Here is a 24091-nt window from a genome sequence, read left to right on the forward strand (position 1 = left end):
CTAACTTCGCTACCGTCTTGCGTCGCTGCATCAGCAGCAGAGAAACGAGATTATGCAGACTCTTTCGTAACTCGTCAACAAGTTTTTTTAACCACTCAAACTTATCAACCCCGCCGAAAGCCTTGCCAGATCGGGCTGCGCACTACTCGCGCCCCACCTGCCTCGCTTCCCTCACGCTTCACTCCGAAGCGCGAAAGACCGAGATTCTAGCCACCCTCCGCACACCTGGCAAGCGGTATTTTGAAATTCCTATGACAAGCACTTCAAATGTGACTCCAGGCGCTCTTTACTCCCCAAGATCAAGCCGCCATCCGACAACCTCCGGCGGCAAACGAACGCTCATCACGCTCAGCCGGAGCCATGCTCCCCGCTTACTTCAGCAGCGGCACCTAGCCCCCAGGCTCCCTGGGCCATTGACGGCCCTTACCCCCTCCCAGTCAAAGTTAAAGCTCGCTGGAAAAGACTAGAATGGAAGGTTCTCCGAATACAACCATCTAGCCACTATGCGCTCGCGAATCGCCAAACGCCTCCCTCCCGATGCTGACAAGCTGGTCGGTCTGTCGCTCGCCTTGTTTGCGTCGGGCAGCCGCACCGAAGACCGCTTCTGGGAGGCGAAGCTCGATGCGCTGCTCGCGAAAATCGTCCGCAACGGCAATCAGACGACGCTCGATGCCGCGCTCGACCACCTGCAGCAAAACCACCCCGATGCGTACGGCGCGCTGGCCGACATGGCCGAAACGCATAGCGAGTCGTTCCTCGTCGAACACGAAGGCACGCCATATGAAGCGCTCCTGATCGCGGCGCCCGTGCTGGCGTGGACGCGCTACGCGATCCCTTCCGGCCCGCTGAAGATCGATTCCGTCGAGGCCCTGCGGGCGCATCTGCAGGCCCACGTCCTAGCCGATTCCACGCGCGTCGCGCTGGCGCCATTCCTCTACAGCATCGATCAACTGCCGCGGCATCACGTCGAAACGTATCGGGTGGCGCAACAACTCGTCCAGGCCGCCGTCAGCGGGGCCGCCACCAAGATCAATTACGGCGATCTGCCGGAAACCTCGCCGATTCTCGCCGACCCGCGCTTCCTGCTTGCGGTCGTCGCCGCGCCGGTCGGCGCTCCGCTCTTTCGGTGGCAGGAGGAGGAAGGCGGAGCGCGCATCGAACGGGGCCAATGCCTCGAGCAATGGGCCACGCAAGGCGGCGCCAATCTCGCACTGGTGCTGCCGGGCTGCGAGTTCGAATGCCTGCTGCCGGATGCCTACTACTCGGCCTGCCGCGACGCCGATGAGCGCGTGCGCCCGCACACGGTCCGCACCGCCATCCGCTACCTATACGACACGATCGGCGCGGCGCCGCACGACCTGCGCGCCGTTGTCGCAGGCTTCGGCGAGCGCCGCATCGACGAGTATCGAGTCGGCTTCACCCGGCGCGGCAGCAACGATGTGATTTATGGCGTCGTCTGGCCGCTTTACGGCCGCGAAAACGGCGAGCTGGCCATCGACGAGGAACCGGAAGGCGCCGAACCCGCCGACGGCCCGATCGAGGAAATCGTCGCGCTACTCAAGGAAGCAGGCGTGACCGACATCCGCCGCCACGCAGGCCGCTTCGAACCGGAATACTGCGACGACTGCGGCGTGCCGCTGTATGCGGATCCGCTCGGCGAAATCGTGCACGCCGAAATGCCGGAAGATGCGGAGCCCGCGCAACCGCACTTCCACTGAGTTTGCGCGCCATGCGCGCACCGCGACATCAAGCCCTGCCCGCGCAGGGCTTTTTTCTGCATTTTTCCTATGCCTTTCGGTCAGGCGCACGTGATGTAAGTAATTTGTCATCATAGGCCCGGCGGCGCATCACAGACAGCCGGCGCGAACCGGCAAACCAGATAACGCGCCGCCTCATTTGACCAAGGGAGGCAGAAAATGCGGTTCTCGGTTGTCAATTCAGAAGCAGAAAGACGCGACGGGCTCAAGGCGCTGTTGCGGCAAATCGACCGGCAGGCGCGCTTTAATGATGCGAAGGATTGGGCCCAGGCAAGCCGCGCATTGCAGCGTTCGAGCGTCGACCTTCTCGTCGTCGACTGGCAGGAGTCGATGTGCTTGACGGACATACGTGCGCTCCTCAGCGAGCACCCGTCGCTGCGAATCGCAGCGCTCATCGACGAAGCGTCGATGCCCCAGGTCCAGGCGCTGCTCGGCGAAGGCGTTCGCGGGATCATCCCGCGAGCAATGGAACCGCAGTTGATCGTCCACGCACTCGAGCGGGTGTTGCTCGGCGGCCACTTCGTGTCGCATCGGGTGTTGACGCTCGACACGCCGTCGGCACAGGAGCCGCCTCACGGCGGCGGATCGCGAGCACGAGATGCAGCCCGCCGCAACCCGCGCCGCGTACGTCTTGCGCGCCGGCTCTCGCCACGCCAAGAGCAGATCATGCGCTGCGTCCACATGGGGAGCACCAACAAGATGATCGCGCGCACGCTGGGGATCAGCGAGGGCACGGTCAAAATACATCTCGCCAGCATCTTCCAGCAGTTGGGCGCGCTCAACCGAGCTGCAGCCGTAGCGATCTACAACGATTGGCAATCGCCGCACCTCGAAGTCCTGCGCTCGCCATCCGATGGCGCTCCAAAACCTGTACTCGGTCAGGCCGGGCCCGTCCCTCTGCGGCGTAATGCCCGATTCAAATATCCGCTACCCGACAACGACGACGGCGAACTCCCGATCGCTGCGGAGCCTGTTGCGCCATTCGGCAAAAAGAGATCAGACGGAACCTGACGCGTTGCCCGATGCGTTGACCAGCGGCTTCGACAGGCCGCTGGCATGGATTCCGCTCACACCTTTTGCGCACCAACGAGTAATATGAGATGCATGGGTTTCCTCTACACACCGCTACCGTTTTGGCTTGCCGTCGGTGCCTGGATCGTCGCCGCAGGACTGCTTGCGCTCGCGTTATCGCGCAGACCGTTCCGCCGTCTCCAGGACGGCACGCTTCAGCACGTATGGCTCGCAATCATCGTGGCGGTCTCCGTGTTATGGGCGACCAATGCGTGGCTCGACGACGGGCCAGTCATGCATCTGCTCGGCGCGACCTTGGTGGTCACGCTGTTCGATTGGGCGCTCGCGCTGATTGCGATGGCGGCCGTCAGCGGCATCGCAGCGGTGATCTTCGATGCGACATGGCAAGGCGTCGCACTGACCTTTCTTGTCTACGGAGCGATGCCGGTCGGCATATCCGCGTTGCTGCAGCGCGCGACCACCGCGTGGCTGCCGCGCAATTTGTTTGTCTTTATCTGCGCGCAAGGCTTCGTGTCACCCGCCATTGCAGTGGCCGTTGCATCAGCGACTGCGATCGGCACACACGTCGCCCTGGCCAACGGGTCGATGGCCGTGATCCCGGTTGGGTACGCATTCAGCGTACTGTTGCTCGCATCTGGCGAGGCGTGGTTTACCGGAATGTCGACGGCGCTCATCGCGGTCTACAAACCGACGTGGGTCACGACGTACGATGTGCGCCGCTATCGGCTCGGCGGCCCCCGCACCTGAATCGCGTCATTGCTGCCCGGGCCATTACGGCACGGCGGCGGATACGATTGCGGCGCGGCATCTGTGATGGAATCCGGAGCGGGATCGCCAAGGCATCCGCCCTCTATCAACCCATATCCCGTCGCGAAATCCGCCGGAATATTTGCTCTAAAGTTGAACTACACCGCATCGTCAGGCATCTTACGTGCCTGATGTCTTAACGTGCACAACTAGATGGATAGCTCCAACACTTCGCGCCGATTCTTTCTCTTCGTCGGCCGGCTGGCAACATACACTGCCAGCGCTTCACTCGTGCTTGCCACCCCCGCCTTTGCCGACCTCGTCGATCAGCGCAACGAAATGATCGACAAGTACATCGCCGACATGCACGCCGACCCGCTAGTGGCCGACTGCGCCGCGCACGGCAACTTCGTCGCGAGCACATCGAGCGCGATCGACCACGTCGAGTTTTCCGCCGACTCGTTCGATAGCCAGCACGCCACCGTCACCCCCTGGAACGATTCGTTCGACGAAGGCAAGCAACGGGTGAAGGTCGATAACATCGTGACGGTCGAAGGGCTCGGCTATCCGCATGACTCGAGCCAACCGCCGATCAATTTGAAGTTCCGCTGCGGCTACGTCGGCACACAGATGCTCGCTTTCAGTTGGAACGATCCGGTGCCGGCCGCAAAGCCGCGCGCGGAGGCGCCCGTCTCCAAGGCTACGAAGGGCAAGCACACCGGCAAAGGCTCGACGAAGAAGAAGTCGACTGGAAAGGGATCGAGCAAGGCGGTATCGTCGAAAACGACATCAAGCAAGAAGACCACGGCCAGCAAATCGTCGACGAAGAAATCGAGCAGTTCGAAGAAGAAGACGACGACCTCTAAGGCGAAACAATCCTGACCGTTTCCTTTGGTCTGTGTATTCCCTGTCTATTCCATTAAGCCGCGCGTGAGCCGTTTCATCGCAATTGCAGCCCACGCGGATAGACACTAGCGAGGCACGCCGCGACATCAGCAAAAACGGGGAGCACGATTGAACGTGATCCCCGTTTTTCGTCTCGCCCGACGCCCGTTCCTCTCAAGCGCCTGCGACCGTCGACTTGCGCACTCCGCAAACGGCAGCGCGATGCATCACGCCGCCACTCTGCTCTGCGCTTTCAGCCAAACGTCTGCACGTGCCGCAACACCGCATTCAGCATCGCCGCGCCCAGTGCCGCGCTGCGCTCGCCGTTCCAGCCTACGCGTTCATCAGGCAGATCCGCGTTGTCCTTGAACGGCATCTCCAGCGTCAGCGACAGGCAGCCGTATTCATGGCCGATGTACTTCGACGCGAGCTTCAACGCATCCTGCTGGTACTTCGACGATTCGTAGCCGAACTTGTCCTGGAAGTCCGGGCTTGCCTGCTTGAATGCTTCGATGAACGCGGCTTGCTGCTTGCCCTGCTCCTCGGTGAAGCCCGGCAACATCTCGGAGCCCGCGACGAACACATACGGCAACGCCTCGTCGCCATGAATATCGAAGAAGAGATCGCAGCCCGTCGCCCGAATCGCATCGCGCACGAGCAGCACTTCGGGGCTGCGCGCCGCGTCCGGCTCCATCCATTCGCGGTTCAAGTTGGCGCCCGCGGCATTCGTGCGCAGATTGCCGCGCACGCTGCCGTCCGGATTCATGTTCGGCACGATGTAGAACACCGCGTGATCGTAGAGCTTGCGCGCGACCGGGTCGCCCGCCCAATCGCCCCACCCTGCGAGCCGCTTCACGAGTCCTTCGACGAACCACTCGGCCATCGTCTCGCCCGGATGCTGGCGCGCGATGATCCAAACCTTCTTCTTAGGCTGGTCGTCCATCTCCGGCGTGCCGAGCACGAGCAGCGACATCGGACGGCCTTCGACCGTCTGCCCCAGCTCGACCAAGTTCGCTTGCGGCATCTGCTGCACCGCGCCGAGAAACTCCGAGTGCCGCTCCTCGCTGTACGGCTCGAAGTACGCGTAGTAGATGCGGTCGAAGTCGGGCGTGTGGTCGATCGTCATCACGCGGCCGTCGTATGAGGTCGGCACACGGAACCAGTTGACGCGGTCGTAGCTCGCCACGGCCTGGTAGTTCCGCCACCCTTCCGCGAACGCGCATTCGGACGCGTTTTCGAACGTCATCACGCAGCGCTCGCCGCGCGCGCCCGAAAGGCGGAAATAGAACCACTGCGCGAAATCCGCGTGGCTGTCGCGGCGAATGCGCAAGCGGATGTCGCCCGCTTGTTCGCAGGACAGGACTTCGACTGCGCCGGCGTCGAAATTGGTCGTGATCGATAGACTCATGAGGGATCCTTGTTGGTTTGCGCGACGTCAGCGGAGCTGGCTGTCAATCAATCGCCGACGCGCCGGCGAAATACATAGGTGGAATCGTTCGAAGCCTCGGCATCGAACGCGTAGCCTTCGGCCGCGAAGTCCTTCAGCGCTTCCGGCGCATCGACGCGGTTTTCGACCGCATAGCGCGCCATCAGGCCGCGCGCGCGCTTCGCGTGAAAGCTGATGATCTTGTAGCGGCCGCCCTTCCAGTCCTCGAAGACCGGCGTGATGACCGGCGCATCGAGCAGCTTCGGCTTGACCGACTTGAAGTACTCCTCCGATGCGCAATTGACGAGCACCCGCGCCGCGCCCTTGTTCTTGTGCAACTGAGCATTGAGCGCGTGCGTGATGCGCTCGCCCCAGAACGCGTAGAGATCCTTGCCGCGTCCGTTCGCAAAGCGCGTCTTCATTTCGAGCCGGTAGGGCTGCAGCAGGTCGAGCGGCCGCAGGAGGCCATAAAGGCCAGACAGCACGCGCACGTGGTTTTGCGCGTAGTCGAGATCGGCGGCCGACAGCGACTTCGCATCGAATCCTTCATACACGTCGCCGTTGAACGCGAGCACGGCCTGCTTCGCATTCTCCGTGGAGAAACGCGGCGACCAGTCGGCATAACGCTGGAAATTCAGATGGGCGAGCGCGTCGGAGATGTCCATCAGCGACGCGATCTGTTGCGGCGACAAGCGGCGCAGCTCGCCGATCAGCTCGGCGGCTTCGTCTGCAAAATCGGGGATCGTATGTTTCTTGACGTGCGGCGGCGTTTCGTAGTCGAGCGATTTCGCCGGAGACAAAACAATTATCATAGAGGCTCGCCGGCACGCCGTGCCGGACGGTAAAGACGGAAAAGCCCGATTGTAACGAATGCCTAGTTCCCATGCCTCGCTTGGCGCGCCTCGCGTCATCCTCGATTCGAATGTCTGGATCGACATTCTCGTGTTCGACGACCCCGATACGCGTCCGATCCGCGCGGCGCTGGAATCCGGCGCGCTGCACGCGCTGATCGACGGGCGATGCCTCGGCGAACTCACCCGCGTGCTCGACTATCCTCAGTTCGTCGCCCGCAGTGTCGACAAGGAAGCGGCCCTGGCCGCCGTCGGGCGCCTTGCTGAATTCGTCGCGCCGAATGCATCGAATGCATCTGACGAACTGAACGCGGCGACCGAAAACACCCGTCCGCTGCCCGTCTGCAAGGATCGCGACGACCAGAAGTTTCTCGAACTCGCGCACGCAGCGCGCGCCGATTGGCTTGTTTCGAAGGACCGCGCCGTGCTGAAGCTCGCGAAGCGCATTGCGCGCGACTTCGGCTTCCGGATTGCGCAACCCGCGCCGTTCGTCGCTGCCTGCGAACTGGGCGCGGCCACCGCACCGGAGCCGGAACCGGCCTGACGCCCCGCCTTTGCGCATCAAGCGTCAAGCCCGATGAAACCCGCCGCCAGCGCCTTGATCACCAACACGAACCTGCTTGAGCCTGCCGACCGCACCATGAACGCACCGCACGAAACGACCACGACGCCCGCCTTCGCCTCGCGCCTGCCCAACGTCGGCACGACCATCTTCACCGTCATGAGCGCGCTCGCCGCCGAGAAACGCGCGGTCAATCTCGGGCAGGGCTTCCCCGATTTCGATTGCGATCCGCGCATCGTCGACGCGGTCGCGAAAGCGATGCGCGACGGGCACAACCAATATCCGCCGATGGCCGGCATCGCGCCGTTGCGCCAGGCCATCTCGGACAAGGTCGCGAACCTCTACGGCCGCCGCTACGACGCGAATACCGAGGTCACCGTCACGGCCGGCGCCACGCAGGCATTGCTGACCGCGATCCTCGCGACCGTGCACCCCGGCGACGAAGTCATCGTCTTCGAACCGAACTACGACAGCTATGTGCCGTCGATCGAACTGGCCGGCGGCAAGCCGGTCTTCGTCACGCTGGAAGCGCCCGACTATGCGATTCCGTTCGACAAGCTCGCCGCTGCGATCACGCCGAAAACCCGGCTCATCCTGATCAACACGCCGCACAATCCGACTGGCACGGTCTGGCGCGCCGGCGACATGCAGAAGCTCGAAGAAATCGTGCGCGGCACCAATCTGCTGATTCTGTCGGACGAGGTCTACGAGCACATGGTGTATGACGGCGCGCCGCATGAAAGCATCGCGCGCTATCCGGAGCTGGCGCAGCGCAGCTTCGTCGTGTCGAGCTTCGGCAAGACTTATCACGTGACGGGCTGGAAAATCGGCTATGTCTGCGCGCCTGCTCAGCTTACGGCCGAATTCCGCAAGGTCCATCAGTTCAACGTGTTCACGGTGAACACGCCGATGCAATTCGGGCTCGCCGACTATCTGCGCGATCCGGCGCCTTATCTCGATCTACCCGCGTTCTATCAGAAGAAGCGCGACTTCTTTCGCGACGGCCTCGCAAAGACGCGCTTCAAGCTCCTGCCTTGCACCGGCACGTACTTCCAGTGCGTCGACTACTCGGCGGTGAGCGATATGACGGAGGCGGATTTTTCGACGTGGCTCACGAGCGAAATCGGCGTCGCGGCGATTCCGGTGTCGGCGTTCTATCACGAGGCGCACGAATCGGGCGTCGTGCGCTTTTGCTTCGCAAAGCAGGAAAGCACGCTCGCCACCGCGCTCGAACGGCTCGCGCGGCTCTGACGAAGGGCGCGATCATGCGACAGAGCATCGGTTCTTCGCATGCGCGCCACGGCTCGGTTCGCTCAGCTCGCCTTCGTCGCCGCGATGTAGGCTTTGCGATCGTCCGTCACGCGCTGCGCGGCGGGCCGCTGGTTGATCAGCTTCACATGCTCCTTCCAATCGATGCCGGCATCGAGCAAGAAGTCGCGCCCGTAGATCGCGTTCGTCGTCATGCCGACCAGCGGCAGGCTCACGAACGCGGCGATATCAGCGATGGTGAATTCGTCGCCCGCCAGGTAAGGCGAAAACTTCGCGAGCCGCTTGAAGCCGGCCATGCCGTGTACCAAGCGCTTCTCGGCGCGCGCCTTGGTGACGTCGGTCACCGTACCGCCGAAAAACGCCTCCTTGTACAGCTCTCGCGCGACGAGTTCGAGATGCAAATCGACGAACGTCACCAGCTCGCGCGCCTTCGCGGCCTTGAACGGATCGGCCGGGAAAATCGGCTTGTCAGGATGGCGCTGCGCGAGATACTCGATGATGACCTCCGATTCGCACAGATCCCCCTCTTCCGTACGAATGAACGGCACCTTGCCAAGCGGCGAATGCGCGAGCACCGCTTCGTCCTGCGATGGGATCACGAACACTTCCTCGAACGCGATACCGTGTTCGAGCAAAACGAACTTCACCTTGTTGTAGTAGTTGGACAGCGCGAAACCATGCAGCTGGATCATACGGCGTCTCCATGTGACAGGATGATCGGAGCCGCTCGACGCTGCGCGCCGCAGCCATGCTCCGCCATGCATTATTCTTGAATCGCACGAGCGTGCAATTCTAAAACAGACTTGGAGTGAGACACCATTATGGGCTCTCGTCAGTACGCCATCGAGACTGTCGGCGTCGTCGGCACAGGCGCGATGGGACGCGGCATCGCGCAGATCGCGGCGCTCGCCGGCCTCACCGTGCGGCTCTTCGATACCGATCCGCAAGCCGTCGCCGCCGCGCGCGACTACCTCGCGGACATCTTCGTCAAGCTGACCGTCAAGGGCAAACTCGATGAAGCGGGCGCGCACGCCGCGCTCGCGCGCGTGATCGGCGCACAGTCGCTCGCCGAGCTCGCCGATTGCGATCTGGTGATCGAGGCGATCGTCGAAAAGCTCGATGCCAAGCGCGCGCTCTTCCGCGAACTCGAGACCATCGTCAGCGGACGATGCGTGCTCGCGTCGAATACGTCGTCGCTGTCGATTACCGCGATTGCCGCCGCGTGCATGGATGCATCGCGCGTCGTCGGCTACCACTTCTTCAATCCGGTGCCGCTCATGAAGGTCGTCGAAGTAATCGACGGACTGCGCGGCGACCCCGCCGCCGGCAATGCGCTCATGGATCTCGCGCGCCGCATGGGACACACGCCCGTGCGCGCGAAGGACATGCCCGGCTTCATCGTCAACCATGCCGGGCGCGGGATGAATACCGAAGGGCTGCGCGTCGCGAGCGAGGGCGTGGCGAGCTTCGTCGATATCGACCGGATCATGCGCGAGCAGGCCGGCTTTCGCCTTGGTCCGTTCGAATTGCTCGACCTGACCGCGCTCGATGTCTCGCATCCGGTCATGGAGTCGATCTATCACCAGTTCTATGAGGAGCCGCGCTTCACGCCGTCGCCGATCACCGGCACGCGGCTCGCGGGCGGGCTGATCGGCAAGAAGGCGGGCGAGGGTTTCTATCGCTATGTCGACGGCAAGCAGCAAGTGCCCGACGAGCCGAGCGCGCCAACCGCGCTGCCGCAGCGCGTGTGGGTCAGCGCGCGTCACGGGCAAGCGCGCAACGCGGTGCTGGAGCTCATGACACGCGCGAGCGTCGCACTCGATGAAGGCGGGAAACCGGCTGCCGATTCGCTGATCGTCGTGACGCCGTTCGGGCTCGATGCGACGACGGCGGCAGTCGAAGAGCAACTGGACGCAACCCGCACCGTCGCGATCGATACGCTCTTCCCGCTCGCCAACGTCAAACGCCGCACGCTGATGACGACGCCCGCCACCACACGCGCCGCGCGCGATGCCGCGCATGCGCTCTTCGCGGCCGACGGCATCCCCGTCACGGTGATACGCGATTCCACGGGCTTCGTCGCGCAGCGGATCGTCGCGACGATCGTCAACATCGGCTGCGATATCGCACAGCGGCAAATCGCGTCGCCTGACGATATCGACCTTGCCGTCACGCTCGGCCTCGGCTATCCGAAGGGACCGCTCGCGCTTGGCGACGCGCTCGGCGCGAAAACGATCCTCACGATTCTGCGCAATATCTCGAGCGTGCTCGGCGATCCGCGCTATCGGCCGTCACCGTGGCTCGCGCGGCGCGCTCAGCTCGGCTTGCCGCTCACGAGCGCCGATGCGTCCGATGCTCCAAACTAAGATCGAACTCGACCAACACGTTACCTACCCAGGACACACCATGACCGCCGAACTCCTTGCGTCGCGCCCGTCCGAGAGCGAATCGACGCTCGTCCTCACGCTCTCGAACCCCGGCGCGCGCAACGCGCTGCACCCCGATATGTACGCCGCCGGCATCGAAGCGCTCAGCACCGCCGAGCGCGATCCGTCGATCCGCGCGATCGTGCTGACCGGCGCGGACGACTTCTTTTGCGCGGGCGGCAACCTGAACCGACTGCTCGAGAACCGCGCGAAAGATCCCTCGGTGCAGGCGCAAAGCATCGACTTGCTCGGCGAATGGATCTCGGCGCTGCGCGCCTCGACGAAGCCGGTGATCGCCGCGGTTGCCGGCGCGGCAGCCGGCGCGGGCTTCTCGCTCGCGCTCGCGTGCGACCTGATCGTCGCCGCCGACGACGCGAAGTTCGTCATGTCGTATTCGCGCGTGGGCCTCACGCCCGACGGCGGCGGCTCGTGGTTTCTCGCTCGCGCCTTGCCGCGTCAGCTCGCGACCGAAGTCCTGCTCGAAGCCAAGCCGGTAACGGCCACGCGCCTGTACGAACTCGGCGTCGTCAACCGTCTCGCGAAACCCTCCGCCGTGCTCGACACTGCGCTCGCCTGGGCCGACGAACTCGGGCGCGTCTCGCCGAACGCGGCCACGCGGATCAAATCGCTCGTCGCCGCGGCCGATTCGCAGTCGCTCGCCGATCACCTGATCGCCGAGCGCGACAGCTTCGTCGCGTCGCTCCATCACCGCGACGGGCTCGAAGGGATCACCGCATTCCTCGAAAAACGCGCGCCGGTCTACAAATGAGCGTCTACACGCAATACCTTCGATACAAGCGCGACTGAGCACCCAAACAGCACGAAAGCCGAGCTCAAACCGATCTGGAGGAGACAATGGCTACCCGCCATCCAGCAGCAGCATCGGAGCAAGCGCAGGACTATTCTGCGTTCGTCGGTACTCGAGCGGTGTCCGAGCGTCAGCGTTTCGACGTCGCGGCGCTCGAAGCATGGCTCGCCGGGCACGTCGACGGTTTTGCAGGGCCGCTTACGGTCGAGCAATTCGCGGGTGGCCAGTCGAACCCCACGTTCAAGCTCGTCACGCCGTCGCGCAGCTATGTGATGCGCGCGAAACCGGGCCCCGCCGCGAAGCTCCTGCCTTCCGCGCACGCGATCGAACGCGAATTCCGTGTGATGCACGCGCTCGCGAATACCGATGTCCCTGTCGCACACATGCTCGCGCTCTGCGACGACGAAGCGGTGATCGGCCGGGCGTTCTACGTGATGGAGTTCGTCGAGGGCCGCGTGCTGTGGGATCAATCGCTGCCCGGCATGTCGAGCGCCGAGCGCGCTGCGATTTACGACGAAATGAATCGCGTGATCGCGGCATTGCATAGCGTCGATGTCGAGCAAGCCGGCCTCGCCGACTACGGCAAGCCCGGCAACTACTTCGCCCGTCAGATCGGCCGCTGGAGCAAGCAGTACCAGGCATCGGAAACCGAGCCGATCGAAGCGATGCACAGGCTCATCGAGTGGTTGCCGCAGCACATGCCTATCGAAGCGGACGAAGGCCGCGACGGAAAAACACGCGTCTCGATCGTGCACGGCGACTACCGGCTCGACAACCTGATCTTCCATCCAAGCGAGCCGCGCGTGCTTGCGGTGCTCGACTGGGAATTGTCGACACTCGGCAATCCCCTCGCCGATTTCGCGTATCACTGCATGGCATGGCACGTCGACCCCACGCAGTTTCGCGGCATCGCCGGTCTCGACTGGGCGGCGCTCGGCATTCCCGACGAAGCCCACTACGTGCAGCGCTATTGCGAACGCACCGGATTGAAGATCGAAGGCGACTGGAACTTCTACCTCGCCTACAACATGTTCCGCATCGCGGCGATTCTGCAAGGGATCATGAAGCGCGTCGTCGAGGGCACGGCGGCGAGCGCACAAGCGGCCGACGCCGGCCGCCGCGCCCGGCCAATGGCCGAACTGGCTTGGCAGTACGCGCAGAAAGTGCGCTAAGCACGGCCCCGACGAAGTGCACCGCAACGCGATCGCGAAGCTCGAACTCGCGCGCTACATCACCCCCCAAAGCGGCCGATCGCGGCTGAAAGCCCCGGATGCCAGACGGGGTTTTCGGGGCCGTCAGCAGCATGCTGCGATCTATGCTCTAATTTTTCGATACTTTCGGCGCCGCGCGTGCGGCGCCTTCTTTATGGAAAAGACAAGGAGCCACGATGATCGACGTCTATAGCTGGGCGACCCCGAACGGCCATAAGGTTCACATCATGCTCGAGGAGACGGGCCTCGCTTACAACGTGCACCCCATCGACATCGGCGCCGGCGACCAGTTCACGCCTGAGTTCCTCGCGATCAGCCCGAACAACAAGATCCCGGCGATCGTCGATTCGGAAGGCCCTGGCGGCAAGCCGCTGTCGTTGTTCGAGTCGGGCGCGATCCTGATCTATCTGGCCGAGAAGACCGGCAAATTTCTTCCTGCCGATCCCATCGCCCGCTACGCGACGCTGCAATGGCTGATGTTCCAGATGGGCGGCATCGGTCCGATGTTCGGCCAGACGCACCATTTCCGCCTCTACGCGCCCGAGCAGATCGAATACGCGGTCAACCGCTATACGAACGAGACGAAGCGCCTGTACGGCGTGATGGATACGCAGCTCGGCAAGACGCAATATCTCGCGGGCAACGATTTCTCGATCGCCGACATCGCGAGCTTTCCGTGGACGCGCTCGTGGAAGAACCAAGGTGTCGAGCTCGACGATTTCCCGAACGTGAAGCGCTGGCATGAAGCAATTGCAGCGCGGCCCGCGGTGCAGCGCGCGGTCGAAGTGCTCGCGTCGGTGCGCAAGCCGTCGTTCGACGACAAAGCAAAGGAAGTGCTATTCGGCGCGACGCAATACGCGCGGCATTGAGCGGGCAGCGCGCGACGCTGGATGAATGGCGAGCGGCTTGAACGTGCTGCTCGCCGCAGCTTAAAGAAAGCGGTGAAAACAGCCTAGAAATAATGCCGAGTGATGAACTCGGCGACGCAAACCGGCTTGTCGCCCGTACCCGCGGCACCGCTCTCGGCTTCGAGCGTCACATTCCAAATGACTTGCACGCCGCCGCCGTCCACATCGGTCACGCCCTCCACCTGAAAGCGCGCCCGCACACGCGAACCCACCGGCACCGGCGCCGTGAAGCGCACGCGATTGAGCCCGTAGTTGACGCCCATGCGCTGCCGCATCGCGACGGTCTTCTCGAGCAGCGCAGGCACCAGCGACAACGTCAGAAATCCATGCGCGACCGCTCCGCCGAACGGCGATTCGCGCGCGGCACGCTCAGGGTCGACATGAATCCACTGATGATCGCCGGTAGCGTCCGCAAACAGGTTGACGCGGGCTTGATCGATAGCCACCCAGCCGCTCGTCAACGGCGCCGCGCCGATGAGCGAACGCAGCGCGCTCGCATCGGCCAGCTCGACGATCGCATCTTCTGTTGAAACGGGCGCCTCGCGCGTCATGCTGCGCCTCCCGGATTGCGCAGCCCGAAAATCACCTTCGAACGCACGGTGATGACGGTCTCGCCTTTCTGATTGATGCCTTCCCATTGGATCGACACGATGCCGCGGTCAGGGCGGCTTTCGGACACGCGCTTGTCGAGCACGGTGTTCTTCATCAGGATCGTGTCGCCTTCGCGCACCGGCTTGATCCAGCGGATTTCGTCGACACCGGGCGAGCCCATCGAAGTCGAGCCGCCCAGCGTGTTGCGCACGATGAGCCCCATCATGACCGAACACGTATGCCAGCCGCTCGCGATCAGGCCGCCGAACGGGGACGCCTTCGCGGCCTCCTCGTCCACATGGAACGGTTGCGGATCGAATTGCTCGCCGAAGCGGATGATTTCATCGGCGCTAAACGTATGCTTGCCGATGTCGACTGTCGTGCCGACTTCAAAGTCTTCGTACGTGGTACCCATCGTTCTGCTCCTTCGTAGAGGTACGTCGTCGGCTCGGGCGCTCACGCGTCGGCCGTCGCGAAACCAGGCAGCGCCGCGAAGCGCGCGAGGTGATGATCGACGTCGCCGAGCGTCGTCTCGATGATCGCGAGCCGCTTGAACCAGTGCGCCGCCGCGACTTCATTCGTCACGCCCATGCCGCCGTGCAATTGCACCGCTTGCTGGCCGACGAAGCGCGCGGCTTGTCCGATGCGAACCTTCGCCGCCGACACCGCGCGGCGGCGCTCGTCGGCATCGCGGCTCGCGTAGCGGACCGCGGCCAGATACGCGAGCGAACGAGCCTGCTCCGTGTGGATCAGCATGTCGACCATGCGGTGCTGCAGCGCCTGGAAGCGCGCGATTGGCACGCCGAACTGCTGGCGCGTTTTCGTGTATTCGAGCGTTGCGTGGTTCAGCGCGTCGAGCGTGCCGATCGCTTCCGCGCACAGCAACACGATGCCGTAGTCGGCGATGTGCTCGAGTGTCGCCGCGCCCGCGTGCAGGCCAGCGAGCCGGCGGGCCGGCGTATTCGCGAACGTGAGCGTCGCGGCGCGCTGGCCGTCGATCGTGCGGTATTCGGCGACTTCCGCGTGCGCCGCATCGCGCGACACGACGAACAGCGCGATTTCGCCGTCCAGGCGCGCCGGCACGATCCAGTAGTCCGCTTGTGCGCCGTGCTGCACGATCGATTTGCAACCGGTCAGCGCGAATTGATTTCCGCTCGCTTCAGCGACCGTCGCAAGGTCGAACAAGTCGTAGCGCGCATGCGGCTCGTGAAACGCGACAGCGAGCTTGATCTCGCCCGCGCCGGCGCGTTCGAGCAATTGCGCGTCGGCCCCATCGCCGGTGCCAGCGAGGCGCAGCGCCTCGATGCCGACCGCCGTCGCCCAATACGGCTCGACGACGAGCCCGCGCCCCAACTCCTGCATGACGACGAGCATGTCGATCGCGCTGCCGCCGAAGCCGCCCTGCGCTTCCGGCACCGGCAACGCCGTCAGACCGAGCTCCGTAAAGGCGCTCCAGTGCGTAGCCGAAACGCCCGCCTCCGAACGCACGATCGCCTGCCGTGTTTCGAAGCTGTAGTTCTTCTCGAGATAGCGACGCAGCGCGTCGGCGAATTGCTGCTGTTCTTCGGTGAAGGTGAAGTCCATGCAACGCTCCTCAAAGGCCGAGAATCATCTGCGCGATGATGTTCTTCTGAATTTCGTTCGAGCCGCCGTAAATCGACGTCTTGCGGTAGTTGAAGTAGTACGCGGCAAGCGGCGCGGCATCGTCGTCGCCGGCAAGGCTGTGCTCGCGTTCGCCTTCGAGGAACGGCACGTCGAACGCCGCCGCCAGCGGCCCGGCCGCTTCGAACATCAGCTCGGTCAACCCCTGCTGGATCTCGGTGCCCTTGATCTTCAGCATCGACGCCTCGGGCCCCGGCCCGCGCCCGCTCGCCTCGTTGCTGACGACGCGCTGCACGGTCACGTCGAGCGCCATCAGCTCGATCTCGAGCGCGGCGACCTTGGCGCCGAACGACGGATCCTCGATCAGCGGCTTGCCGTTTTTCTTCTGCTCGCGCGCAAGGCGCTTCAGGAACACGAGTTCGCGCTTCGAGCGGCCGACCGCCGCGATACCCGTGCGCTCGTGACCAAGCAGATACTTCGCGTAAGTCCAGCCGCGATTCTCCTCGCCGACGAGGTTCTCGACCGGCACCTTCACGTCCTCGAAGAACACTTCGTTGACTTCGTGATCTTCGTCGAGCGTGATGATCGGACGCACCGTGATGCCCGGCGTCTTCATGTCGATCAGCAGGAACGAGATGCCCTCCTGCTTCTTCGCACCGCTATCGGTACGCACGAGGCAGAACATCATGTCGGCGTGCTGGCCAAGCGTCGTCCAGGTCTTCTGCCCATTGACGACATAGTGATCGCCGAAGCGCTCGGCCCGCGTGCGCAGCGACGCTAGATCGGAGCCCGAGCCGGGCTCCGAATAGCCCTGGCACCACCAGTCAGTGCCATCGAGAATGCGCGGCAAATAGTGGCGTTTCTGTGCCTCGCTGCCGTACTTCATCAGCACAGGCGCGACCATCGATACGCCGAACGGCAGCACCGGCGGCGCTCCGACGCGAGCGCATTCCTCTTCCCAAATATGACGCTGCGTCGCGTTCCAGCCGGGGCCGCCGTATTCGACAGGCCACGCAGGCGCAGACCAGCCGCGCGTGCCGAGCCGCTGATGCCAGCTCGCGATGTCGTCGCGCGACAAGCGTTTGTGATTGAGGACTTTGGCGCCAAGCTCGGCAGGCAGATTCGCCTCGAGCCACGCGCGGATTTCGACGCGGAACGCGTCTTCGGCGGGGGTGTAGTCGAGATTCATACGCAGTGTCTCCTGGCCGCGCCGTTCGCCGCCAGGATGACGCTGCGCTATTGCAGCGACTCTTTCAGTGCGGTCGGGACCGGCAGCGGCATCACGTCGATGCCCTCTTCGACCAAGGCTTTCGCATCCTCCGGCGTCGTGACGCCGCGAATGCTGCGCGCGGGCGCTTCGTTGTAGTGAATGCGCCGCGCTTCCTCGGCAAAGCGCTCGCCCACGTTCTCGGTTTTCTCGAGCACCTCGCGCAATGCACGCATCGCGCGGGCCTGCCATTCAGCTGTATCCGCCGCGGGCTGCGCCTCGCTCGCGCCCGACAGATTGAGACGGGGCGCGGACGGCATGCGGCTCACCTCGGTCGCACCGCAGATCGGACATTCGACGAGCTTGCGGGACAACTGCGATTCGAAGTCATCGGCGGAAGCAAACCAGCCTTCGAACCGATGGCCATGCGGACACTGTAAGTCGAGAACCTTCATGAGTCAGGGCTTGCGCTTGAGTGTAGCGCAAAATTAAAATTTGTGAACGATCGTTCGTAAATTTATCGGGAGATCGCGACGAGGACTGCCGGACGCTGAACGCGTAGAGAAAATCGACGTGCGTGGGGGATTTTAGCGCTTCGCGCGAGATCGCGCCGACGGTGACGGCACGATGACAGGTTCGGGGAAAATCGGTCCAGATCGTGCGGTTCCGGGGCAATGCACTATGACGGTGGAGCTTCGGCGCCAATAAAAAACGGCGGGATCATCCGCCGTCTCTTGTTGCCGCGCTGATTTGCCGCCAACGAATAACCCTCGCGCTAGCCAGTCGTACTCAACCCGGCTGCACTTCTCCAAGCGGCCACGTGCCGGAGAGCGCCTTCTCGAGCCAGAACGTGCCGATAATCGTCTTCACGTCGCTGATCTTGCCCGTGCGCACCCACTCCATCACTTGAGAAAGATCGACGGTGAACGTCTCGAGAAACTCGCCGTCGTCGAGCTTGCGCTCGCCCGCCGTCAGGCCGCGCGCAAGATAGATATCGATGAATTCGGTCGAGTACGAAATGATCGGGTGAATGCGCGTCAGATACACGTACTCGCGCGCCGTATAGCCGGTCTCCTCGCGCAGCTCGCGCTTTGCACAGGCCAGCGCGCCCTCATTCGGATCGAGCTTGCCCGCCGGATACTCGGTCATCACCTTGCCGATCGGATAGCGATATTGGCTTTCCATCAGCACGCGGCCATCGTCGAAGAGCGGGATCACCATCACCGCGCCCGGATGCTGGACGTATTCGCGCGTCGCGTGCTTGCCGTCCGGCAGGCGCACGGTGTCGCGCTTGAGTGTCAGGAAAGAACCGGCGTGGATCGTGTTGCTTTCGACGCACGTCTCGGTGAGCGCGGCATCGTGGTTGGGCAGTTCAGCCATGGTGCATCCTCAGAGAGACGGCCAGGACGCGCGATGGCGTAGAGCCATCAGCGGCGTTTGACGAGATATTGAAAAGTGAAGCCGGGAAACGCGAAAACGACGAACAGGCTGAACGTGATCGCGTAGAACTGCCAGCCCTGCTCGAAGCGGTTGCCGGCGCGCGCTTCGAGCATGAAGCCGAGCGCGCCAACCAGAAAATACAGCACGATCATTTCGCCGATGCGAATCCAAGCACTCTTTTTCGTCGACTTGAGCGGCACGACGGCAAAGAGCTTCTGATTCAGAAACGGCAAGTTGGCGCCCACGAGCGCCAACAGCACGATAAACCAGCCTGCTGCCGACATTACAGCGCCACAGGCAGCGTATGCGTGATCGCGTTCAGGCAGACGGTCATGAGCGGGCCCGGAATGATGCCGAGCACCAGCACGGCGACACCGTTCAGTGCGAGCACGACGCGCTTGCACGTATCGCCGGCGATCGGCGTCGTGTCTTGCGGCACGTCGAAGTACATCAGCTTGACGATACGCAGGTAGTAGAACGCGCCAAACAGCGACGTCACCACGGCAAGCACCGACAGCCACGTGAGGCCGGCGTTCATCGCCGATTGCAGCACGGCGAGCTTCGCGTAGAAGCCGACGGTCGGCGGAATGCCGGCCAGCGAGAACATCATCACCATCATCACGAACGCGAAGACCGGGCTGCGCTTGTTCAAGCCCTTGAAGTCGTCGAGCGAATCGGCTTCGAACTCACGGCGCGCGAGCAGCATCACCACGCCGAACGAACCGAGCGTCGTGATCAGGTACACGATGCTGTAGAACATCGCCGAACCGTACGCGCCGGCCATGCCGCCAGTCTTGCCGTCGACCACGCCCGCGAGCAGGCCGAGCAGCACGAAGCCCATGTTCGAGATCGCCGAGTAAGCGAGCATCCGCTTGACGTTGCGCTGGACGATACCGGTGATGTTACCGACGATCATCGACAGCGCCGCCAGAATCACGAGCATTTGCTGCCAGTCGACTGCGAGCGGCAGCAGACCCATCACGAGGAAGCGCAGGCCCCATGCGAACGCCGCGACCTTCGGGCCGCCGCCGACGAGCAGCGTCATCGCCGTAGGCGCGCCGTGGTAGACGTCCGGCACCCACATGTGGAACGGCACGGCGCCCATCTTGAACGCGATACCGGCAACGATGAAGATCACGCCGAACAGCAGCACGATGTCGTTGATGCGGCCCGAAGCCACTGCCGTCAGCACTTCCTTCAGGTCGAGCGAGCCGGTCGCGCCATACAGCATCGAGATGCCGTACAGCAGGAAACCGGAAGCCAACGCGCCGAGCACGTAGTACTTCATCGCCGCTTCGTTCGACTGCGACGCATCGCGGCGCAGCGCGATCGCCGCATACAGCGACAGCGACATCAGCTCGAGGCCGAGGTACAGCGTCAGGAAGTTGTTGCCCGAGATCATCACGAGCTGGCCGAGCAGCGAGAACATCCCGAGCAGCATGAAGTCGCCACGGAACAGGTCTCGATCCTCAAGATACTTGCGCGAGTAGATGAGTGTCACGGCGAAACCGAGCGACACCACCGCCTTCATCGCGCTCGCGAACGAATCGACCACATACATCCGCGAATAGAAATACAGCGTCTGCGAGTCGAACGAAAGCGCCGCGAACCAGATGCCCGCGATCACCGACGACACGACCGCGATCAAATACGTCAAGCGACGGCCGGATGCGCCGACGAACGTGTCGTTCAGCCAGGCCACGACGATCGCGGCCATGATCAGCGCATCAGGACCCAGAGCAGACATAGAAGCGTTTTGCATGATCTTTAAGTTCCTCTGCTCTCTCTTACTGTGACAACGGCGGCAGCTTCGACTGCGCGACGTGGGCGAGGAGATTTTCCACGGAGACGTGCATCACATCGGTGAAGGGCTTCGGATACAGGCCCATGAACAGCGTCAGCGCCGCCAGCACGCCCAGAATGAAGAACTCGCGGCGGCTGATGTCCGTGAGCTTCGCCACGTGATCGTTCGTCACCTTGCCGAAGTACACGCGCTTGTACATCCACAGCGTGTAGGCCGCGCCGAGAATCAGCGTGAACGCAGCACCGAACGCGATCCAGAAGTTGTAGCCGACAGACGCCAGGATCACCATGAACTCGCCGACGAAACCGGAGGTACCCGGCAGGCCGCAGTTCGCCATCGCGAACAACATCACGAACGCCGCGAACTTCGGCATCACGTTGACCACGCCGCCGTAGTCGGCGATCTGACGCGAGTGCATGCGGTCGTACAGCACGCCGATGCAAAGGAACATCGCGCCCGACACGAAGCCGTGCGAGATCATCTGCACGATCGCGCCTTCGACGCCCATCTGGTTGAAGATGAAGAAACCGAGCGTGACGAAGCCCATGTGCGCAATCGACGAATACGCGACCAGCTTCTTCATGTCGGCCTGCACCATCGCGACGAGACCGATGTAGATCACCGCGATCAGCGACAGCGCGATGACGATCGGCGCCAGCGTGTGGCTCGCGTCAGGCGTGATCGGCAGCGAGAAGCGCAGGAAACCGTACGCGCCGAGCTTCAGCATGATCGCCGCCAGCACGACCGAGCCGCCCGTCGGTGCTTCCACGTGCGCGTCCGGCAACCACGTGTGCACCGGCCACATTGGCACCTTCACCGCGAATGCGAGGAAGAAGGCAATGAATAGCAACACCTGAGGCGTCATCGCGATCGGTGCGTTCTGCCAAGCGGCGAGATCGAACGTGCCGGTCTGAACATACAGATAAATCAAACCAACCAGCATCAGGAGCGAGCCGGCCAGCGTGTACAGGAAGAACTTGAACGCCGCATAGACGCGGTTCGCACCGCCCCACACGCCGATGATGATGTACATCGGGATCAGGGTCGCTTCGAAGAACACGTAGAACAGCATGCCGTCAGCCGCCGAGAACACGCCGACCATGATCCCCGAGAGGATCAGGAACGCGGCGAGGTACTGCGACACGTGTTCGGTGATCACTTCCCAGCCGGCAATCACGACGATCACCGTGATCAGCGCGGTCAGCACCACGAACCACATCGAGATGCCGTCGACGCCGAGGTGGTACGTGATATGGAAGCGCTCGATCCAGTTCGCCTGCTCGACGAACTGCAGCGCGGCGGTGCTCGAATCGAAGCCGGTGATAAGCGGCAACGTGACGAGCAGACCGAGAATCGAACCGATCAGCGCAAGCCAGCGCGCCGGTGCGGGGTTCCTATCGGAACCAATAGCGAGAACAGCGAGGCCGAAAACGATCGGCAACCAAATCGCGACACTGAGAATCGGAAAAGAGTGCATTAGTATCCCCCGCCTTATTTGCCGCCGAGCGTTACAAACAGGGTCAGGAGCCCCAACATGCCGATAATCATGGCGAACGCGTAGTGATAGATGTAACCGGATTGGAGGAAGCGGATCACGCTCGCGAACCAGCCGATGAAGCGCGCGCTTCCGTTGACGATACCGTCGATGACCACGACATCGCCCTCTTTCCAGAGGCCACGGCCGATCGCCACAGCACCCTTGGCAAACACGAGGTCGTTGATCTTGTCCATGTAGTACTTGTTGTCGAGCAGCGTGTAGATCGGGCCGAACGCGCGGCGAATCACCGCCGGCAGATCCGGACGCTTCAGGTACAGGAACCAGGCAGTGACCACGCCTGCGAGCGCGAGCCATACCGGCAGGCCCGACACCGAGTGCAGGCCCATCGCCACCCAGCCGTGGAACTCGTCGGCCATCTCATGCAGCGCCGGATGGTTCTCGCCGATGAAGATCACCTGGCTGGACGCCACGCCGTGCTGGAAGAAGTCGCCGAACAGCATCGGACCGATTGCGATCGCACCGATCACCACCGACGGAATCGCCAGCAGCACCAGCGGCACCCACACGACCCACGGCGTCTCATGCGGCTCGTGCGCGTGGTCGTCGTGACCGTGGCCATGGCCGTGGTCGTCATGACCATGGCCGTGCGCCGCGTGCAACGCCGCTTCCGCGCCCAGCGGCGAGTCAGGGTGCTTCGGACCGCGGAAGCGCTCTTCACCGTGGAACACCATGAAGTACATACGGAACGAGTACAGCGCGGTGACGAACACGCTCGCCACGACCGCGAAATACGCGAAGCCCGAACCCGGCAGATGCGAGAGCTTCACCGCATCGATGATCGAGTCCTTCGAATAGAAACCCGCGAAGAACGGCGTGCCGATCAGCGCCAGCGAACCGACCAGCGACGTGATCCAGGTGATCGGCATGTACTTGCGCAGGCCGCCCATGTTGCGCATGTCCTGATCGTGGTGCATGCCGATGATGACCGAGCCCGCGCCGAGGAACAGCAGCGCCTTGAAGAACGCGTGCGTCATCAGGTGGAACACGGCGACCGAGTAGGCCGACGCTCCAAGCGCAACGGTCATGTAGCCGAGCTGCGAGAGCGTCGAATAGGCGACGACGCGCTTGATGTCGTTCTGGACGATGCCGAGGAAGCCCATGAAGAGCGCGGTGATCGCGCCGATCACCATAATGAACGACAGTGCCGTATCCGACAGTTCGAACAGCGGCGACATGCGCGTCACCATGAAGATGCCGGCCGTCACCATGGTCGCCGCGTGAATCAGCGCGGAGATCGGCGTCGGGCCTTCCATCGAGTCGGGCAGCCACACGTGCAGCGGGAACTGTGCCGACTTACCCATCGCGCCGATGAACAAGCAGATGCAGGCAACCGTCAGGAGGCCCCAGCTCGTACCCGGGAACGACAGCGCCGCCAAATCATGGCTCTTTGCGAACACGTCCGTGTAATTCAGCGAACCGCCGTACGCGAAGATCAGGCCGATGCCGAGCAGGAAGCCGAAATCGCCCACGCGGTTCACGAGGAACGCCTTCATGTTCGCGTAGATCGCGCTCTCACGCGTGAAGTAGAAGCCGATCAGCAGGTACGACACGAGGCCCACCGCTTCCCAGCCGAAGAACAGCTGCAGGAAGTTGTTGCTCATCACGAGCATCAGCATCGAGAACGTGAAGAGCGAGATGTACGAGAAGAAGCGCTCGTAGCCGTCGTCTTCGGCCATGTAGCCGATCGTGTAGATGTGCACCATCAGCGACACGAAGGTCACGACGCACATCATCATCGCGGTCAGCGTGTCGACCAGGAAGCCGACTTCGAGCTTCACCGAGCCGACGTTCATCCATTCGTAGACCGTCGCGTTGAAGCTCGCGCCGTTCAGCACGTCGACGAACACCATCGCCGACAGGATGAACGAAATGAACACACCCAGGATCGTGACCCGGTGGCTCCCCTTGCGCCCTACCGTCTTGCCGAACAGCCCCGCAATCAGCGAGCCGGCGAGCGGTGCGAGCGGAACCGCCAGCAGCAGGTTTTCATTAAGTGTCGTTGACATA

At 63.0% G+C, this 24091-nt stretch carries 23 protein-coding genes; 10 read left to right on the plus strand and 13 right to left on the minus strand.

Going from position 1 to position 24091, the window contains the following annotated elements; all coding sequences use genetic code 11:
* Positions 1 to 503: 503 nt before the first annotated feature.
* From AAHK20_RS11880 to AAHK20_RS11895, 4 genes are all read left to right on the plus strand, one after another.
* Positions 504 to 1718 carry a DUF2863 family protein gene (locus AAHK20_RS11880; protein WP_449181656.1) on the plus strand — a complete coding sequence of 405 codons (1215 nt, stop codon included), beginning with the start codon at positions 504 to 506 and terminating at the stop codon, positions 1716 to 1718.
* A 198-nt stretch (positions 1719 to 1916) separates the two neighbouring features.
* Positions 1917 to 2768 (plus strand): response regulator transcription factor, encoded by an 852-nt coding sequence (locus AAHK20_RS11885; protein WP_449181657.1) that lies wholly within the window; start codon positions 1917 to 1919, stop codon positions 2766 to 2768.
* Between the two features lie 93 nt (positions 2769 to 2861).
* Positions 2862 to 3536 carry an energy-coupling factor ABC transporter permease gene (locus AAHK20_RS11890; protein WP_449181658.1) on the plus strand — a complete coding sequence of 225 codons (675 nt, stop codon included), beginning with the start codon at positions 2862 to 2864 and terminating at the stop codon, positions 3534 to 3536.
* A 213-nt stretch (positions 3537 to 3749) separates the two neighbouring features.
* Positions 3750 to 4418 (plus strand): BspC domain-containing protein, encoded by a 669-nt coding sequence (locus AAHK20_RS11895; RefSeq protein ID WP_449181659.1) that lies wholly within the window; start codon positions 3750 to 3752, stop codon positions 4416 to 4418.
* 256 nt (positions 4419 to 4674) lie between these two features.
* Here AAHK20_RS11895 and AAHK20_RS11900 read toward each other — a convergent pair whose 3' ends face one another.
* Positions 4675 to 5829, minus strand: a complete 1155-nt coding sequence (locus AAHK20_RS11900) for a M14 family metallopeptidase (protein WP_449181660.1) — start codon at positions 5827 to 5829, stop codon at positions 4675 to 4677.
* Between the two features lie 47 nt (positions 5830 to 5876).
* A complete protein-coding gene (yaaA, locus tag AAHK20_RS11905) occupies positions 5877 to 6659 on the minus strand; it encodes a peroxide stress protein YaaA (protein ID WP_449181661.1) in 783 nt (260 codons plus the stop codon).
* A 58-nt stretch (positions 6660 to 6717) separates the two neighbouring features.
* On the opposite strand from yaaA, the gene AAHK20_RS11910 reads away from it, so the two are divergent.
* Together AAHK20_RS11910 and AAHK20_RS11915 are read left to right on the plus strand one after the other, a co-directional pair.
* Entirely contained in the window at positions 6718 to 7242 is a 525-nt protein-coding gene (locus AAHK20_RS11910; protein ID WP_449181662.1) for a putative toxin-antitoxin system toxin component, PIN family, read from the plus strand.
* A gap of 96 nt (positions 7243 to 7338) precedes the next feature.
* A complete protein-coding gene (locus AAHK20_RS11915; RefSeq protein WP_449181940.1) occupies positions 7339 to 8511 on the plus strand; it encodes a pyridoxal phosphate-dependent aminotransferase in 1173 nt (390 codons plus the stop codon).
* 62 nt (positions 8512 to 8573) lie between these two features.
* Here AAHK20_RS11915 and AAHK20_RS11920 read toward each other — a convergent pair whose 3' ends face one another.
* Entirely contained in the window at positions 8574 to 9221 is a 648-nt protein-coding gene (locus AAHK20_RS11920; RefSeq protein ID WP_449181663.1) for a glutathione S-transferase family protein, read from the minus strand.
* Positions 9222 to 9350: 129 nt separating this feature from the next.
* On the opposite strand from AAHK20_RS11920, the gene AAHK20_RS11925 reads away from it, so the two are divergent.
* The 4 genes from AAHK20_RS11925 to AAHK20_RS11940 all read left to right on the plus strand — a co-directional run bounded on the left by AAHK20_RS11925 (position 9351) and on the right by AAHK20_RS11940 (position 13843).
* On the plus strand, positions 9351 to 10895 hold the full coding sequence (locus AAHK20_RS11925; RefSeq protein ID WP_449181664.1) for a 3-hydroxyacyl-CoA dehydrogenase: 1545 nt from the start codon (positions 9351 to 9353) through the stop codon (positions 10893 to 10895).
* A 40-nt stretch (positions 10896 to 10935) separates the two neighbouring features.
* Entirely contained in the window at positions 10936 to 11724 is a 789-nt protein-coding gene (locus tag AAHK20_RS11930; protein WP_449181665.1) for an oxepin-CoA hydrolase, alternative type, read from the plus strand.
* Positions 11725 to 11810: 86 nt separating this feature from the next.
* On the plus strand, positions 11811 to 12935 hold the full coding sequence (locus tag AAHK20_RS11935; RefSeq protein WP_449181666.1) for a phosphotransferase: 1125 nt from the start codon (positions 11811 to 11813) through the stop codon (positions 12933 to 12935).
* A gap of 215 nt (positions 12936 to 13150) precedes the next feature.
* A complete protein-coding gene (locus tag AAHK20_RS11940; RefSeq protein ID WP_449181667.1) occupies positions 13151 to 13843 on the plus strand; it encodes a glutathione binding-like protein in 693 nt (230 codons plus the stop codon).
* An 83-nt stretch (positions 13844 to 13926) separates the two neighbouring features.
* On the opposite strand, the gene AAHK20_RS11945 is transcribed toward AAHK20_RS11940, so the two are convergent.
* The 10 genes from AAHK20_RS11945 to nuoL all read right to left on the minus strand — a co-directional run bounded on the left by AAHK20_RS11945 (position 13927) and on the right by nuoL (position 24090).
* Positions 13927 to 14433 carry a MaoC family dehydratase gene (locus AAHK20_RS11945; protein WP_449181668.1) on the minus strand — a complete coding sequence of 169 codons (507 nt, stop codon included), beginning with the start codon at positions 14431 to 14433 and terminating at the stop codon, positions 13927 to 13929.
* Positions 14430 to 14888, minus strand: a complete 459-nt coding sequence (locus AAHK20_RS11950) for a MaoC family dehydratase (RefSeq protein WP_449181669.1) — start codon at positions 14886 to 14888, stop codon at positions 14430 to 14432. The genes AAHK20_RS11945 and AAHK20_RS11950 overlap by 4 nt, the downstream gene beginning before the upstream one ends.
* A gap of 41 nt (positions 14889 to 14929) precedes the next feature.
* Positions 14930 to 16057, minus strand: coding sequence for an acyl-CoA dehydrogenase family protein (locus tag AAHK20_RS11955; RefSeq protein ID WP_449181670.1), 1128 nt, complete (start codon positions 16055 to 16057; stop codon positions 14930 to 14932).
* A gap of 10 nt (positions 16058 to 16067) precedes the next feature.
* On the minus strand, positions 16068 to 17264 hold the full coding sequence (locus AAHK20_RS11960) for an acyl-CoA dehydrogenase family protein (RefSeq protein ID WP_449181671.1): 1197 nt from the start codon (positions 17262 to 17264) through the stop codon (positions 16068 to 16070).
* A gap of 47 nt (positions 17265 to 17311) precedes the next feature.
* The gene (locus AAHK20_RS11965) at positions 17312 to 17737 is read right to left on the minus strand and encodes a DUF1178 family protein (protein ID WP_449181672.1); all 426 of its coding nucleotides are present in this window, start codon (positions 17735 to 17737) and stop codon (positions 17312 to 17314) included.
* 334 nt (positions 17738 to 18071) lie between these two features.
* On the minus strand, positions 18072 to 18662 hold the full coding sequence (locus tag AAHK20_RS11970; protein WP_449181673.1) for an NUDIX domain-containing protein: 591 nt from the start codon (positions 18660 to 18662) through the stop codon (positions 18072 to 18074).
* Positions 18663 to 18709: 47 nt separating this feature from the next.
* On the minus strand, positions 18710 to 19006 hold the full coding sequence (locus tag AAHK20_RS11975; RefSeq protein WP_449181674.1) for a DUF2818 family protein: 297 nt from the start codon (positions 19004 to 19006) through the stop codon (positions 18710 to 18712).
* Positions 19006 to 20484, minus strand: coding sequence for an NADH-quinone oxidoreductase subunit NuoN (gene nuoN / locus AAHK20_RS11980; protein ID WP_449181675.1), 1479 nt, complete (start codon positions 20482 to 20484; stop codon positions 19006 to 19008). The genes AAHK20_RS11975 and nuoN overlap by 1 nt, the downstream gene beginning before the upstream one ends.
* Before the next feature lie 25 nt (positions 20485 to 20509).
* Entirely contained in the window at positions 20510 to 22003 is a 1494-nt protein-coding gene (locus AAHK20_RS11985; protein WP_449181676.1) for an NADH-quinone oxidoreductase subunit M, read from the minus strand.
* Between the two features lie 14 nt (positions 22004 to 22017).
* Positions 22018 to 24090 (minus strand): NADH-quinone oxidoreductase subunit L, encoded by a 2073-nt coding sequence (gene nuoL / locus AAHK20_RS11990; protein WP_449181677.1) that lies wholly within the window; start codon positions 24088 to 24090, stop codon positions 22018 to 22020.
* Position 24091 lies beyond the last annotated feature (1 nt).

This window comes from Trinickia camelliae (genome assembly GCF_053525655.1).